We start from the raw sequence: 15482 nt of genomic DNA on the forward strand, positions 1-15482 counted from the left end.
AGGCAGGTAGGCTTACTACCCCAAAAACAAACAAACACTGTCCTCATGGTCCCCGTATGACGACCTTCTACCCCAAAAACAAACAAACACTATCCTCATAGCCCTCGTATGACGACCTTCTACCCCAAAAAAACACAAACACTGTCCTCATAGCCCTCGTATGCCGCCCTTCTACCACAAACAGACTCCAACACTGTCCTCATATCCCCCGTATGTCGACCTTCTACCCCAAAAACACACAAACACTGTCCTCATAGCCCCCGCATGCCGACCTTCTACCCCAAAAACACACAAACACTGTCCTCATAGCCCTCGTATGCCGACCTTCTACCACAAAAAGACTCAAACACTGTCCTCATAGCCCCCGTATGACGACCTTGTACCCCAAAAACACACAAACACAGTCCTCATAGTCCCCGCATCCCGACCTTCTACCCCAAAAACAAACAAATACTGTCCTCATAGCCCTCGTATGCCGACCTTCTACCCCAAAAACACACAAACACAGTCCTCATACATTCCCCTCATAAAAATACAAAAACACATCATCAAAAAAGCGACCCCACAAAAGGATTGCTTTTTCACATAAATTTATTCTTATACTTAATCCTCTCATTCTTCTTAAGCTATTGCCATTGCAATTTATTCTTTAGGTAAGTCTTAACCTGAATATTTTATGGTATCCTTCCTAATAACTAGCTCCTTCTGTAATGTAGCTGGCTACGCCTTAGGGGTCTCACCTGTTCCTTCCTCCCGCAGGCATCTGCGCGCCTTTTACTTTAAACAACAGCTAAGGGACTCAATAAATCCACAAATCTTGTAACCTATGAAAATAAAATATTGGCAATTTTAATAAATATTTATTGAATTTACTGAAAAAAGAAAGTATTATTTTAAATAGGAGTAATGAAAACGCTACCATTTAACTTTTTTGCTTGTGTTAGAGGGGTTACTTTGTTTTTAAAGGTAGTAACGTAAGTAAGTTAAGGTAGTAACGTTATAATAAAAGGGGGAAATGTTATGAAAAAGTTTAAATTGCTTTCGATCATTTTGGCATTAATGACGTCACTTGTTTTAGCAGGATGTTCTTCAGAAGGATCATCGGGTGAGAAGGATGGAAAAACAACTATAAGTTTTATTCATTGGCGTGGAGAAGATGTTGAGGTGTTCAATGAATTGATAGCTAAGTTTGAAGACGAAAATCCAGATATAAATGTTGATATGACGGCATACCCGTCAGAACAATATCAATCCACTGCACAAACGTTACTTCGTGATGGAACAACGGGAGATGTATTTGTCTCCATGCCCGGATCTCAATTTGAAATCATCCAAAAAGCTGGGTTCTTTGAGGATCTAACCGGAGAAGAATTTGTATCGAATTTTAATGAGAGTCTCTTAGAAGTTGGACAAAGCGAAGGAAAACAATATGCATTACCATATCAGCTTGTGTTCAACCAACCTATCTATAATGCTGGAATTTTTGAAGAGTTAGGATTAGAACCACCGACTGATTGGGAAGGTTTCTTGGCTCTATGTGAAACCCTTAAAGAAAATGGGTACACACCTATTGCATTCCCGGGTGCTGATATCGGTCCTGGTCAATTGATGAACGCTATGATGATGAACAATGCGACGGATGAGGAAGTATTTACCAAACTCGTGAACGGAGAAGTTAAGTTAACGGACGAGTGGTGGGTAAAAACGTTATCTCAATTCAAGGAATTAAATGACAAAGAATATTTCCAAGCGAATGCTTTAGGAACGAAGCATGATGGAGCGATTGCTCTAGTTGGACAGGAAAAAGCTGCGATGCTTGCTACAGGCTCCTATGCGATGGCAAATATTAAGAGCCATAAAGAAGATGTCAAATTGAACTTATTGGCACCAATTACAGTTTCGGAGTCTGAAGCAAAATATGAAGGTATTCATACTACCACTTTCATGTTGGCAGTTAACAGTAAATCAGAGAAACAAGAGCAAGCGAAAGCATTCATTGAATTCTTGAGTAAACCGGAGAATGCTTCTGTATATGCAAATAAGACTGGACAGCATTTAACGGTTAACGATGTAAACTATGAATCTGACGTTTTAAAAAATACCGTACATTGGATGGATAAAAACACTAGATTCCAACCGCGTTATCTTATTCCAAACGCTGATGTAGAAAAAGCGGTTGTTGGTTCTATCCAAGATGTATTAAGCGGAACCGATCCGGCAGAAGCTGCGAAAAAAGCGCAACAAATTGTTGACCAAAACCTAAATTAATTTTTAAGGGGAGGAGGAGCTTGTTCTCCTCTTCCTTTCATATGAAAGGGGGATACGATGAAACAGAGCAAATGGCTTTACTTATTTTTTGTACCAGGGCTTATTTTTTATAGTATTTTCTTTATCCTCCCAACGATTAGTGCAGTTTTTTACTCGTTCACAGATTGGGATGGACTTACTGCAGATTTTAACTTTGTAGGATTCGAGAATTATACAAATCTAGTTACCAATGATTCTATTTTTATTAAATCCATGACAAATAACCTGAAATTCATGCTTTTTGTGGTGGTTTTTCAGACTTTGTTCTCGTTGGTATTTGCGATATTACTTGTTAAGAATACAAAGACGAATATTTTCTTACGAGCATTATATTTCTTTCCGACCATCCTATCCTCTGTATCGGTAGCATTTATTTGGTCTTATATGTATGATCCTAACTTAGGTATCATCAATAACCTATTTTCAAGTGTAGGACTTGAAATGCTTGCAAATAATTGGCTTGGTGATCAAAACATTGCGATATATTCCATCGCCTTTGTACAAGTTTGGTTCCATACTGGGCAAATGCTCATTATTTTTGTTGCTGGTCTGCAAGCAATACCTGAGGATTTATATGAAGTGGCTAAAATTGAAGGGGCAAGCCGCTGGCAAACATTCAGCAAGGTAACATGGCCGCTGATTGCTCCGGCTGCAACCATCGTCGTTGCTTATACAACCATTCAGTCTTTTAAAGCATTTGACCTGATATATGCCATGACAAGGGGGGGCCCGAACTATGCCACAGAGATTTTGGCAACCCACATTTACACAACAGCATTTAGAAGCTTTAAGTTTGGATATGCATCAGCGGAGTCTGTAATCTTTATGTTGGTCATTGCACTTATTACATTCCTGCAATTCCGTGTACTGCGGGCTAATAGAGTAGAAAATTAGAAGGGGGGAACGACGATGAAATGGACAAAAAAACTATTACTGTTTATTTATGCAACGCTTATTCTAGTACCAGTAATCTCCATTGTACTGGCAACTTTTAAAACAACATCTGAAATATATGAGAATATATTAAGTTTGCCGTCTAGCTTTAATTTTAGTAATTACTTTGGAATCTTCCAAGAGCAAGCGATGGGCACATATTTTTTAAACAGCGCATTGGTGACACTAGTATCGGTTGTTTTTACTTTATTTTTTGCAAGTCTTGTGGCATTCGGCATTACACGGCTCGGAGGGTGGATCGGTGGCGGGATATTCGTGTTCTTTACCATTGGTATGATGGTGCCTGCACAAGTAAACATGATCCCTTTGTATCAATTAGTCTATAGTTTAGGTTTAACCAATTCATTAGTGGGTTTAATGATTGTAAATCTATCCGTTACCCTGCCTGTAGCGGTTTTCATTCTTTCTGGTTTCATGAGGTCACTTCCGAAATCACTGTTTGAAGCATGTACCATTGACGGTGGGAACAACTGGCAGATGTACTATCGTATTGCATTGCCTCTATCCTTGCCATCATTGTCTGCAACCGCTATTTTTCTATTTGTGATGCATTGGAACGATTTACTCTATCCACTTTTATTTATAACAAAAGCGGAATACAAAACTCTTCCGCTAGCACTATTAGAGTTTCAGGGAGAGTATATGACGAATTATCCAATGTTATTTACAGGGGTTATTATCGCTTCTGCACCTATGGTTCTTGCTTATCTTTTCCTACAACGTTACTTTGTTGCCGGGATGACAGCGGGTTCTGTTAAGGGCTAAGATGTTTTGCAATAAATGGTAGTGACGATACTATCTTTTAAAGGCTAAACATATTAGAATAGAAGTAGATAGGTAAAAGGAGTGTCGGCAACAGTGAAAATAAATCATAGCAGTCCTATTCCACTTTATCATCAAATTAAGGATATTTTGGTAAAAAGGATTGTGGATAAAGTGTGGGGTCCAGGTGACTTGATTCCTACAGAACAAGAACTGATGAAAGAATTCGATGTAAGCAGAACAACCATAAGACAAGCGATTACATCAATGGTTCATGATGGACTTTTAGAGAAAAAGCAAGGAAAAGGAACAACAGTCAAGTATCAGAAGTTAGTGGGATCTCTTGGCCGCCTCACAGGCTTTGCAGAAGAAGTAATGGAGAAAGGCTTAATGCCCCATTCCAAATTGTTGAGAACCGAATTCAGGGACGACCTTTTTATTGAAAAAGCTAAACTCAATTTAAATGATGAAGACAAGATATTAGTGATCGACCGAATTCGATTCGTAAACGATTTACCGATTGCTCTTGAACGTACGTGTTGGCCGGAGGAAATTGGTGAAATTTTATTAAAACATGATCTCAATAACGCTAAGTTTTATCAGATATTAGAAGAAAACGGCGTGATGTTAAAAAAGGCAAAAGAGAAAATTTCAGCAGTCAATGCCACTCTTCATGACGCGGACCTTCTAGGCATAAGCGGTGGCCAAGCATTACTGGAAATGACTCGTTTGAGCTATGGCATCAATGACAAGCCAATTGAATATGCCAAAACCAAATACCGCTCCGATCAATATCAATATCAAGTAGAACTAACAAGATAACCACTAAACTGCCACAGCGTAAACTAAAGCCTGTGGCATTTTTTTAATAGGATAATATCTAAAACGGTTGATTTCCGTTCCAGGCGCTTCGCTTGCCTGCGGGCGGTCCGTGAGCCTCCTCACTTCGTTGCGGGGTCTCACCTGCCCCTTCCTCCCGCGGGCGTCTGCGCGCCTTTCACTACAATCAACAAGGTAATTCCACTCACTGATATTTGTATAGAAAGCTATCCCAGAGTTAACTGTCTTCAGAGGTGCAAACAAGTAAATATCCATGCAAAACGCACTGTATTTCACATAGAAATTCACAGTGCGTTTTGTAATGTTGTACCAACTATCATATGAGTTTTTACTTCTAAAAACTACAATCAAATCACCTACCATTTCTAAAGATAAAAATAATTATTGGATGGAGTGTAAATTTGAAGGTGTTAAACGAAAGTCAATTATAAATATGTTAAAATATAGTTATTATTCATAATTTTAACTATTCAACAAACGGGCAGTTTTAATGAAGATGAGGTTGAGTTGAATAAAATATATGAGAGATATTATGAATAGGAAATTCTTTTGGTTGTAACTATAATTTATAGGTGTTGATTCATATGCATACTTGGAAATATAAAACCACAAACGATTTTTTTGAATACTTGGATTTTCACGATTGCGTTGTCGAAAAGACAATAGTTGAAAAAGGCACAGTCATTATTGATTTTGAATTTGTTTATGTTTCCCCAGATCATCATCTTAATCCCTATGGTGTAGCAAAATCAACGGATAGATGTAGGCTTACATTCAATGAAGTAACAGATAGTCATTGCATTATTCACTTTGGTGATGGGACGGAAAAGCAAGTTTTAATAACAGACTTAGAAGAAATGGAATTCTTGCAGTTCAATCAAAAACCATTAGATAGTTATATCATTTTTGAAATGTTTGGTACTGATTGGAGAACACATCAATTTTGTAGTATTCAAATTAAAGCAATCAGTTTTACTTTAGAATGGAATGATTTTACTGAAGATGCTTGGTATGTGAAAAAACAAAAATAGGATATCTGTGTGGAAATCCTTATTCCCTTATTCTATTAAATGCGATTGTTGTGAAATAAAACAAAGTAAAAAAGGCTTAGGAAAGAAAATTTCTTTAAGCCTTTTTTATGTCAAAAATGTCGTGATTTTCATTGTGATTTACTGTTTGCCCCCCACAAGTAAACTCGTTAACATAAACATTAAGATTTTTTAATTTTCTAGCTGGTGATTGGAGCACGGGGCGGAGACTCCTGAGGGAGGTAGCGGTAGGTTGAGACCCCGCAACGAAGTGAGGAGGCTCAAGCACCGCCCCTAGGAAAGCGAAGCCCAGTGCGGAAATCACCAGCGGTGTTCAACGTGCTTCTTAATTATTTCGCGCAAAAAGGTTGTAACCTTAATACAAAACGTATTAAAATGTAGGTATAAAAAATGTAAGCGTTATACCTAAACTCGATTACCATATGAATTGAGGTTAATAATATGACATTCCAAAATCAAACCATACTACCAGCTATAAAAAACGGAAAAACACTAGAAAGATTTTTACAGAGCAACTATGAGTATGGTGTAATACTAGACAGTCAACTCTCACAAATACCAAATTATATAAAAGCAGCAAAAAAAGAAAAGAAAAAGCTGTTTGTCCATGTGGACCTTATCCAAGGAATTAAAAATGATGAACATGCGGCAGAATTTCTATGTAAAACCTTAAAACCGGCAGGACTGGTCTCCACGAGAGCGGCAGTGATTGCAAAGGCCAAACAAAGGGGTATCTACGCTATACAGCGACTCTTCTTACTTGATTCCAATGCAGTGGAAAAAAGTTATCAGGTCATTGAAAAGGTCCAGCCCGACTTTATAGAAGTATTACCCGGGGTTGTCCCTCATATGATTAGGGAAGTAAAAGAAAAAACAGGCATTCCTGTATTTGCAGGAGGTTTGATACGTTCCGTGGAAGATGTGGATCGTGCCATTGAAGCAGGAGCGACAGCAGTTACCACTTCCAAACAGGATCTTTGGGAGCATTATTCAAAATAGATGTTAAGGAGAGTGCTAGAAATGGAAACATATATTTTATCATTAGACCAGGGAACAACAAGTTCACGAGCGATTCTTTTTAATAAAAATGGAGAGCCGGTATATACGGCCCAAAAAGAATTTCATCAGTATTTTCCAAAGTCAGGCTGGGTGGAACATAATGCGAACGAAATATGGAGTTCCATCTTGTCTGTAATTGCATCTTGCTTGTCTGAGTCAGGGGTAAAACCAAACCAGATAGCTGGTATTGGTATCACCAATCAACGCGAAACGACTGTTGTGTGGGATAAAGAGACGGGGCAACCGATACATAATGCGATTGTTTGGCAGTCCAGACAGACATCGGCTATTTGTGACACATTAAAAGAAGCGGGCCATGAACAGACCTTTCGAGACAAAACTGGGTTGTTAATCGATGCTTATTTCTCCGGGACAAAAGTGAAGTGGCTGCTCGATCATGTAGACGGAGCACGAGAGCGTGCGGAAAAAGGCGAATTGCTTTTTGGAACCATTGATACGTGGTTGATCTGGAAGCTTTCAGGGGGAAAGGCGCATGTGACGGATTACTCCAATGCTTCTAGGACTCTCCTTTACAATATCCATGAGTTAAAATGGGATCAAGAATTACTGGATATTTTAGACGTTCCTGCAAGTATGCTTCCGGAAGTAAAGCCATCATCGGAAATATACGCACATACTGTGGACTATCATTTCTTTGGTCAGGAAATTCCGATTGCAGGTGCTGCTGGCGATCAGCAAGCGGCGCTATTCGGACAGGCATGTTATGAAGAAGGGATGGCAAAGAACACTTACGGTACAGGATGTTTTATGCTCATGAATACAGGGGAAAATCCGATTAAATCAGAGAGTGGACTTCTTACAACGATCGCGTGGGGCATTGATGGGAAAGTAACTTACGCATTGGAAGGCAGTATTTTTGTAGCAGGTTCCGCTATTCAGTGGCTTCGTGATGGACTCCGCATGTTCAAGGATGCCAGTCAAAGTGAAGAATATGCCACCAAAGTAGACTCTACAGAAGGTGTGTATGTAGTTCCGGCATTTGTCGGACTAGGCACTCCTTATTGGGATAGCGATGTTCGCGGAGCGGCATTCGGTTTGACGCGAGGTACATCTAAAGAGCATTTTATCCGCGCAACGTTGGAATCGTTGGCCTATCAAACAAAAGATGTGTTGACGGCGATGGAACATGATTCAGGTATCTCTTTAAAAACGCTCCGTGTTGATGGAGGAGCAGTGAAAAATAATTTTTTAATGCAATTTCAAAGCGATATGCTTCGAGTTGGAGTGGAACGACCGTCTGTCAATGAAACGACGGCACTTGGAGCGGCTTATTTGGCTGGTCTGGCTGTTGGGTATTGGAATACTAAAGAAGAGATCGCTTCACAGTGGCAGGTTGAATCAACCTTTGACGTAGAAATGGACACGCAAGTACAAGAAGAATTGTACAGTGGTTGGAAAAAAGCTGTAAATGCAACTATTGCTTTCAAGTAAGCGTTGCATATGATATACTAATGATAAGTTAATATTTCGGTTGGAGATTAGGAGAGACCACAGAACGTATTCAGAGCAAAAGCTTTGTCTATGTTTTCTGTGGTCTCTTTTTGTATATATACCTACTAAGAGGATGGAGGCAAATAAAATGAAAAAATTAAATTTTGCGAGCTTTAACAGAAGCCTTATTTTAGAAAAAATGACAGAAGAGACTTATGACGTATTAGTAATTGGCGGAGGTATAACAGGCAGTGGTATCGCCCTGGATGCTGCAACACGTGGACTAAAAACGGCTGTTGTTGAAATGCAGGACTTTGCTGCCGGTACATCCAGCCGCTCCACTAAGCTTGTTCATGGCGGACTTCGATACTTAAAACAATTAGAAGTGAAGATGGTGGCAGAAGTAGGGAAGGAACGTGCCGTCGTTTACGAAAATGGCCCGCATGTAACGACCCCTGAATGGATGTTGTTGCCGATCCAACAAGGAGGAACATTTGGAAAGTTCTCTACTTCCTTAGGCTTAAGGGTGTATGACTTTTTGGCAAATGTAAAAAAATCAGAACGCCGCAAAATGTTGAATGCAAAAGAAACGTTAACTCGTGAGCCCCTTTTAAACAGCAATGGCTTAAAAGGTGGAGGTGTTTATGTGGAATACCGTACTGATGACGCACGCCTTACCATTGAAGTAATGAAAGAAGCGGTTAAAAGAGGTGCTGAAGCAGTTAACTATGCAAAAGTGGAAGAACTCCTTTATGAAAATGGCAAAGTAGTAGGAGCAAAAGTGGTCGATCAATTATCAAACAAGGCTTATACTATTCGCGCTAAAAAAATTGTAAATGCTGCAGGTCCATGGGTAGATACACTGCGTGAGATGGACGGTTCGAAAAAAGGAAAGCATCTGCAACTGACAAAAGGGATTCATTTAGTATTTGACCAAAAGAAGTTCCCGTTAAAACAGGCGATCTATTTCGACACACAAGACAAAAGAATGATTTTTGCCATTCCTCGTGATGGAAAAACATATGTTGGAACAACGGATACGGTTTACAAAGAAGATATGGTCCATCCACGAATGACCAAAGAGGATAAAACGTATGTACTGGAAGCGATTGCTTACATGTTTCCTTCCTTAAAGTTGAAGGAGTCTGACATTGAATCCAGTTGGACTGGATTACGCCCGTTAATTCATGAAGAAGGGAAATCCGCTTCTGAAATTTCCAGAAAAGACGAAGTGTGGATCTCAGACTCCGGATTAATTACCATTGCAGGAGGCAAGCTGACAGGTTATCGAAAAATGGCTGAAATGGTTGTGGATCTAATTAATAAACAGTTTGTAAAAGAAACGGGTAAAAACTACGGCAAATCTAAAACAAAGAATATGCCAATTTCAGGTGGAGATGTCGGAGGTTCTCATAATTTCCCTACCTATATGAAAAATAAAGTGAAAGAAGGAATGAAGTTAGGGTTCACAGAAGAAACAGCAACGAAGCTTTCTTCCATGTATGGTTCTAATGTGGATAAACTTTATGCCATTGCTGCAACAGATGCTGGCCAAGCAAAAAAAGCAGGTTTGCCAATAGATGTGTATGCACAGGTTGTATATGCATTAAAAGAAGAAATGACGGCAACTCCTGCTGACTTTTTCATCCGCAGAACGGGCGCATTGTTTTTCGACATTGCTTGGGTAGAGAATTGGAAAACAAAAGTATTGGATTTAATGGCCAAGGAATTAGTTTGGAGCAAAGAGCAAAAAGAGCAGAATCGAATCTTGTTAGAGCGTCATTTACATGATGCAGTAAGAGCGGTGGACGAAGAACAGGGTTTTGATAAAATGGTTTCCAACAGAATCAGTTAAGATTCTTTTTATTAAGGAATTGCATAGGGCAATTCCTTTTCTTTTTTAGTATAATAATGAGTGAAAACGTTCACGAACGCGTAATTTGTCATAATTCGACGTATTTTTTTTGCAGGAAGCATTAGTAGGTAAGTAGAAGTTATACTATATCCTGATAAACGCAAGGAGGAAAAGACAGATGAAATGGATGGAGAAATTTGACCTTTGGGAGTCACACACGAACCTTGATGAAGAAATGGTTAAGCTGATTCAAGAAATGAAGCAAGATGACAAGGCCAAAGAAGAAAGCTTTTATAAAGAATTAGAATTTGGAACAGGTGGAATGCGCGGGGAAATCGGCGCAGGTACAAACCGAATGAATATATATACTGTTCGTAAAGCGTCTGAAGGATTGGCACGATACATAGAATCATTCGGTGAGGAAGCGAAAAAAGGCGGAGTGGCGATCGCTTATGATTGCCGTCATAAATCTCCAGAGTTTGCAATGGAAGCAGCCAAAACATTGGCAAGCCATGGCATTCAAACGTATGTATTTGAAAGCCTGCGCCCGACGCCGGTACTTTCTTTTGCTGTTCGATACTTAGGAGCTTTCTCCGGAATCGTCGTTACAGCAAGTCATAATCCCCCAGAATATAACGGATATAAAGTGTATGGTCCCGACGGAGGACAATTACCGTTGTTTGAAGCGGATCAAGTTATCTCTAAAGTAAAAGAAGTGGAGAATGAGTTGGAGATACAGGTTGCTTCAGAAGAAGAGCTGAAGAAAAAAGGCCTGATTAAAATCATTGGCGAAGAGTTAGACAAGGAGTACTTAAAGCAGCTTACTACCATTAGTGTACACCCTGAGTTAGGGAAAGAGATGGGCGAGAATGTAAAGGTTGTATTTACACCTTTACATGGGACAGCTAACCTACCAGTTCGCGAAGGTCTAGATGCGCTTGGATATAAAAATGTGAAAGTAGTGGCAGAGCAGGAACAACCAGACCCTAACTTCTCTACTGTATCCTCTCCAAACCCGGAGGAGCATGCTGCATTTGAATTGGCGATTCGTGACGGCAAGGCAATGGATGCCGATATCTTAATAGCAACAGATCCGGATGCCGACCGTCTTGGAGTTGCAGTTAAAGATGCCGACGGAGAGTATATAGTGTTGACTGGTAACCAAACAGGTGCGCTGTTCTTGCACTATTTGTTGTCTGAAAAGAAGGCAACAGGTACGCTTCCTTCTAACGGAGTGATGTTGAAAACGATTGTTACGTCAGAGTTTGGCCGCGTCATCGCCGATAGTTATGGTGTGGAAACTGTAGACACATTAACAGGGTTTAAGTTCATCGGGGAGAAAATCAAGCAGTATGAAGAGAGCGGGGAATACACCTTCTTATTCGGTTACGAAGAGAGCTATGGTTCCTTGATTGCTGATTTCGCCCGCGATAAAGATGCGGTTCAAGCATGCATTATGGCAGTGGAAATCTGCGCCTTCTACAAGAGACTTGGCAAGACGATGTATGAAGGGTTAATGGAGTTGTATAAAGAGTACGGTTACTACTTAGAAGGCATGAAGTCCCTAACTTTAAAAGGAAAAGAAGGAGCAGAGCAGATTGCAAACCTTCTGACGGCTTTCCGGAACACGCCTCCAGTTAAAGTGGGAGGATACGCAATTACAGCAATTGAAGATTACTCCACACAAGAAAGATTGGTTGTAAAAACAAAAGCTGTGGAGAAAATGGAACTTCCAAAATCAAACGTACTCAAGTATTTCCTAGAAGACGGTACATGGGTATGTGTAAGACCATCTGGCACAGAGCCGAAGATTAAGTTTTACTTTGGAACGCAGTCTGAGACAATGGAAGACAGCAAGAAGAAATTAGAAACTATCTCTACTTCCTTGATGGAGAAAGTGGATCAGTTTTTAAATAGCATGAATTCTGTAGGAAAAGCTTAAAGATTGTAGCGGAGATGGGAAGGCGAGGTTGGTCGCCTTTCCATTTTTTTATTGGAGACAATTTTAAGGTGGAATTTTAGGGGAATAAGGTAGTTTGGCACGAACTCGTGTGGTTTTGGCACGAACTCGTCTACTTTTGGCATCAACTCACCTCATTTTGGCACTAACTCTAACTGAGAAGGGAAAATTACATACTAAAAGGTTTCATCATTAGGTGCTTTTGCAAGTAGAAATCTCATGCTTGAAATGGTTTTATGTTGAGATTCAACACATCTACGACCAAAGTCGTAAAAAACTCCAGACTTTATGCGAAAGCCAAAAGGGATTCCCACTGTTACAGTAGAAAGATAAAAGGTGTCGTCAACCATCATATGACAGGGGGACATGAAACATGGTCCAGGAAAATCAAAGAATTCAAGAACTGCGAGCGTTAAAAATCATCGCGGAATCGCTTAATCAAGCGAATGATTTACCGACAATGCTAGACAGTGTGTTAAAAGAACTTCTTCAAGTTACAAGCCTCCAAACAGGCTGGATATATCTAATAGATGAAAAAGGTAATTACGAATTGGCGGCAGAACACGAGCTTCCGGATGCACTAAAAAGCCACAGCAAAAAGCCCATGTGTGAAGGCGGGTGTTGGTGCCTTGATCGCTATCAGGACGGTCGTCTGAAGCGCGCATCTAATATCATTGCCTGTAAAAGGTTAGAGGATGCAATAAAGTTTAAATGGGGGGATACAAATGATATTACCCACCATGCAACAGTCCCATTACGTGCAGGCGAGGAAAAGTTTGGCCTTCTGAATGTAGCGGCTCCTACTAAAACACATTTTTCCGATACGGAACTGGCGCTTCTAGAGTCTGTTGCTTATCAAATTGGAACAGCAATCAAGCGTATTCGACTTTCTGAAAACGAGCAGCATCTTTCCATTTTGGCAGAAAGAAACCGCTTAGCCAGGGATTTGCATGATTCGGTCAACCAACTTCTTTTCTCGCTTATGCTAACGGCAAGAGGGACAAAAGAGCTGACAAAAGACGCGCAAATCCTAGAAATGCTAACGTATATGCAAGAACTTTCCCAGGAGGCTTTAAGTGAAATGAGAGCGCTCATTTGGCAACTGAGGCCAGAAGGATTGGAAAATGGGGTAGTGAGTGCATTGCTCAATTATGGCAAAGTGCTTGGTTTAAGCATTCATTCCGAGTTGAAAGGTGTCATTGATTTGCCAAATCATATGGAAGAATGCTTATGGAGGATAGGACAAGAAGCGCTTAACAATTGCAAAAAGCATGCAGGAAAAAAAGAGGCGTGCTTGTTAATTGAAGTGAATAATAAAAAAGTTTCCATGGAGATAAAAGATACTGGGACAGGCTTTTCTTTTACCAAAAGTGAAGAGATTCCTTCTTTAGGATTAAGAAGTATGAAAGAGAGAACCGAAGCGCTTGGGGGGAAGTTTATTCTTTTTAGTCAATTAGGAAAAGGCACGATGGTACGTGTGGAAATGCCAGTCACAAAGGGGGAGAGAAAATGATCAGGATTGTAATCGCAGATGATCATCATGTGGTTAGAAGAGGCTTGCTTTTTTTCTTGAAAACACAAAAGGATATAGAAATTGTCGGGGAGGCAAAAAACGGGGAAGAAGCAGTGGAGCTTGCTGAGGCCTTGAAACCTGATGTTATTCTAATGGATTTAGTAATGCCGGAAATGGATGGAATTGAAGCAACCAAGCAGATCATGGAAAGAAAGATACCGTCCAAGGTGTTAATATTGACCAGTTTCGCTGACCAAGATCATGTCATTCCTGCTATTCGTGCTGGTGCGACTGGCTATCAACTAAAGGATGTAGAGCCTGACCAATTAATTGAATCCATTCGAGCGGTTCATCGAGGGGAAAGTCAACTGCACCCTAAAGTCACATCACATGTCATGTCCCATTTTGCAAAAGGATTTGAAAGCAGAAACTTACATGAAGAACTGACCAAACGAGAGCTGGAAGTATTAGCTGAGATAGCAAAAGGAAAGAGCAATAAAGAAATTGCTTCATCATTGTTTATTACCGAAAAGACGGTGAAAACCCATGTTTCCAACATATTGGCGAAGCTTGAAGTGGCAGATCGGACGCAGGCAGCATTATATGCAGTGAAACATGGCATTGCTTGATCTACGACTTTAGTTGTAGAAAAGATGATTCGTTTTTCGTAGGGAAAGTTAGCTATTTCTTCCGATTTTCCCATATGGAATATCGAATATACTAAATGTATAAAGACAGCTGGAGGGAGTAATTAATTATGAAAATTTTAGCGATAAACGGTAGTCCAAGAATAATTGGTCGTACTGGAATAGCCGCACGATTTCTTCAAAATAAATATGGTGTAGAGGTGATTGATTTAAGTGATGGAGACATTCCGTTATATAATGGAGAGTCTTATCAGGGGGAACTCGAAAATGTGATTTCGTTAAGAGAAAAAGTTAAAGAGGCAGATGCGGTTCTGCTTTTGTCTCCTGAGTACCATAGCGGAATGAGCGGTGCACTGAAAAACGCGTTGGATTTCCTTGGCAGCGAGCAGTTCCATAGCAAGCCTGTTGGGTTGTTGGCAGTAGCAGGTGGTGGAAAAGGCGGTATCAATGCCTTGAACAATATGCGTGTAGTTGGACGTGGCGTCTATGCGAATGTGATTCCAAGACAATTGGTACTAGACCCGCATTGTTTTGATTATGAAAATGATTCTGTGAATGAAGAGAGTGCAGAATTGGTTGATGCACTTTATAAAGAGTTAGTGATGTATGTGAAAATGCGTGAATATATGAAGCAGAGTAAAGAGGCCTGATAGGTCTTTTTTTTTGTATATTAAAACAGCAACCCAAGGTTTGTTTCACCTCAGATCACTGTTTGTTTAAGAAATGATTTACACCATATATCCGTGACTGATTTCATCCAATTGATCTTCTGTGCTCCTTGTTACAGCGTGATCAATATATCGAAGCAACTGATAGAGATTGTTCTCGATCTCCTTATAATCCTTAGAGAAATTGTAGGAATGAAGGAAGTGCTCGATATTTTTGGAGAGGAAGTCATCTTTAGTCCGCACCATCAGGATAAGCAGGTTATCCCATTCAGATCGGTGCGTGTAATATAAGGCGCGGTCATAATCAACGGTGTTCATCTGGAATCCTCGCCTCCTCTTGTTAAGGAGTACTTTTATTTTGTGTTAAAAAACGTTGTTTCCTCCGTTGAAAATGTTGGTCGTATCTCCATTCGAAA

The 15482-nt window shown here is 40.1% G+C and carries 13 protein-coding genes; 12 read left to right on the forward strand and 1 reads right to left on the reverse strand.

Annotated elements, in window-relative coordinates:
• The first annotated feature begins 1020 nt into the window (after positions 1–1020).
• From HF078_RS09210 to HF078_RS09265, 12 genes are all read left to right on the forward strand, one after another.
• Entirely contained in the window at positions 1021–2268 is a 1248-nt protein-coding gene (locus HF078_RS09210) for an ABC transporter substrate-binding protein (protein ID WP_169290881.1), read from the forward strand.
• Between the two features lie 57 nt (positions 2269–2325).
• Positions 2326–3201: a carbohydrate ABC transporter permease gene (locus HF078_RS09215; protein ID WP_169290882.1), complete on the forward strand. Its 876-nt coding sequence runs from the start codon at positions 2326–2328 to the stop codon at positions 3199–3201.
• Between the two features lie 15 nt (positions 3202–3216).
• Positions 3217–4026 carry a carbohydrate ABC transporter permease gene (locus HF078_RS09220; protein WP_169290883.1) on the forward strand — a complete coding sequence of 270 codons (810 nt, stop codon included), beginning with the start codon at positions 3217–3219 and terminating at the stop codon, positions 4024–4026.
• Positions 4027–4119: 93 nt separating this feature from the next.
• Complete coding sequence (locus HF078_RS21190; RefSeq protein WP_169290884.1) at positions 4120–4845, forward strand: UTRA domain-containing protein; 726 nt, start codon at positions 4120–4122, stop codon at positions 4843–4845.
• A 602-nt stretch (positions 4846–5447) separates the two neighbouring features.
• Complete coding sequence (locus HF078_RS09230; protein ID WP_169290885.1) at positions 5448–5894, forward strand: hypothetical protein; 447 nt, start codon at positions 5448–5450, stop codon at positions 5892–5894.
• Between the two features lie 459 nt (positions 5895–6353).
• On the forward strand, positions 6354–6911 hold the full coding sequence (locus tag HF078_RS09235; protein WP_169290886.1) for a glycerol-3-phosphate responsive antiterminator: 558 nt from the start codon (positions 6354–6356) through the stop codon (positions 6909–6911).
• 21 nt (positions 6912–6932) lie between these two features.
• A complete protein-coding gene (gene glpK / locus HF078_RS09240) occupies positions 6933–8423 on the forward strand; it encodes a glycerol kinase GlpK (protein ID WP_169290887.1) in 1491 nt (496 codons plus the stop codon).
• Between the two features lie 148 nt (positions 8424–8571).
• The gene (locus tag HF078_RS09245; protein WP_169290888.1) at positions 8572–10278 is read left to right on the forward strand and encodes a glycerol-3-phosphate dehydrogenase/oxidase; all 1707 of its coding nucleotides are present in this window, start codon (positions 8572–8574) and stop codon (positions 10276–10278) included.
• A 178-nt stretch (positions 10279–10456) separates the two neighbouring features.
• Positions 10457–12220, forward strand: a complete 1764-nt coding sequence (locus HF078_RS09250) for a phospho-sugar mutase (RefSeq protein ID WP_169290889.1) — start codon at positions 10457–10459, stop codon at positions 12218–12220.
• Positions 12221–12611: 391 nt separating this feature from the next.
• Positions 12612–13751 carry a GAF domain-containing sensor histidine kinase gene (locus tag HF078_RS09255; protein ID WP_169290890.1) on the forward strand — a complete coding sequence of 380 codons (1140 nt, stop codon included), beginning with the start codon at positions 12612–12614 and terminating at the stop codon, positions 13749–13751.
• On the forward strand, positions 13748–14380 hold the full coding sequence (locus HF078_RS09260) for a response regulator (RefSeq protein ID WP_169290891.1): 633 nt from the start codon (positions 13748–13750) through the stop codon (positions 14378–14380). Before HF078_RS09255 ends, HF078_RS09260 begins: the two co-directional genes overlap by 4 nt.
• Before the next feature lie 128 nt (positions 14381–14508).
• The gene (locus HF078_RS09265) at positions 14509–15048 is read left to right on the forward strand and encodes an NADPH-dependent FMN reductase (protein WP_169290892.1); all 540 of its coding nucleotides are present in this window, start codon (positions 14509–14511) and stop codon (positions 15046–15048) included.
• Positions 15049–15126: 78 nt separating this feature from the next.
• Here the strand turns inward: HF078_RS09265 and HF078_RS09270 are convergent, their stop codons facing one another.
• Positions 15127–15384 (reverse strand): YhdB family protein, encoded by a 258-nt coding sequence (locus HF078_RS09270; RefSeq protein WP_060667079.1) that lies wholly within the window; start codon positions 15382–15384, stop codon positions 15127–15129.
• Between the last annotated feature and the right edge of the window lie 98 nt (positions 15385–15482).

Origin of the sequence: Bacillus sp. RO2 (assembly GCF_012911845.1) — a bacterium.
GTDB lineage: Bacteria > Bacillota > Bacilli > Bacillales > Bacillaceae_I > Sutcliffiella_A.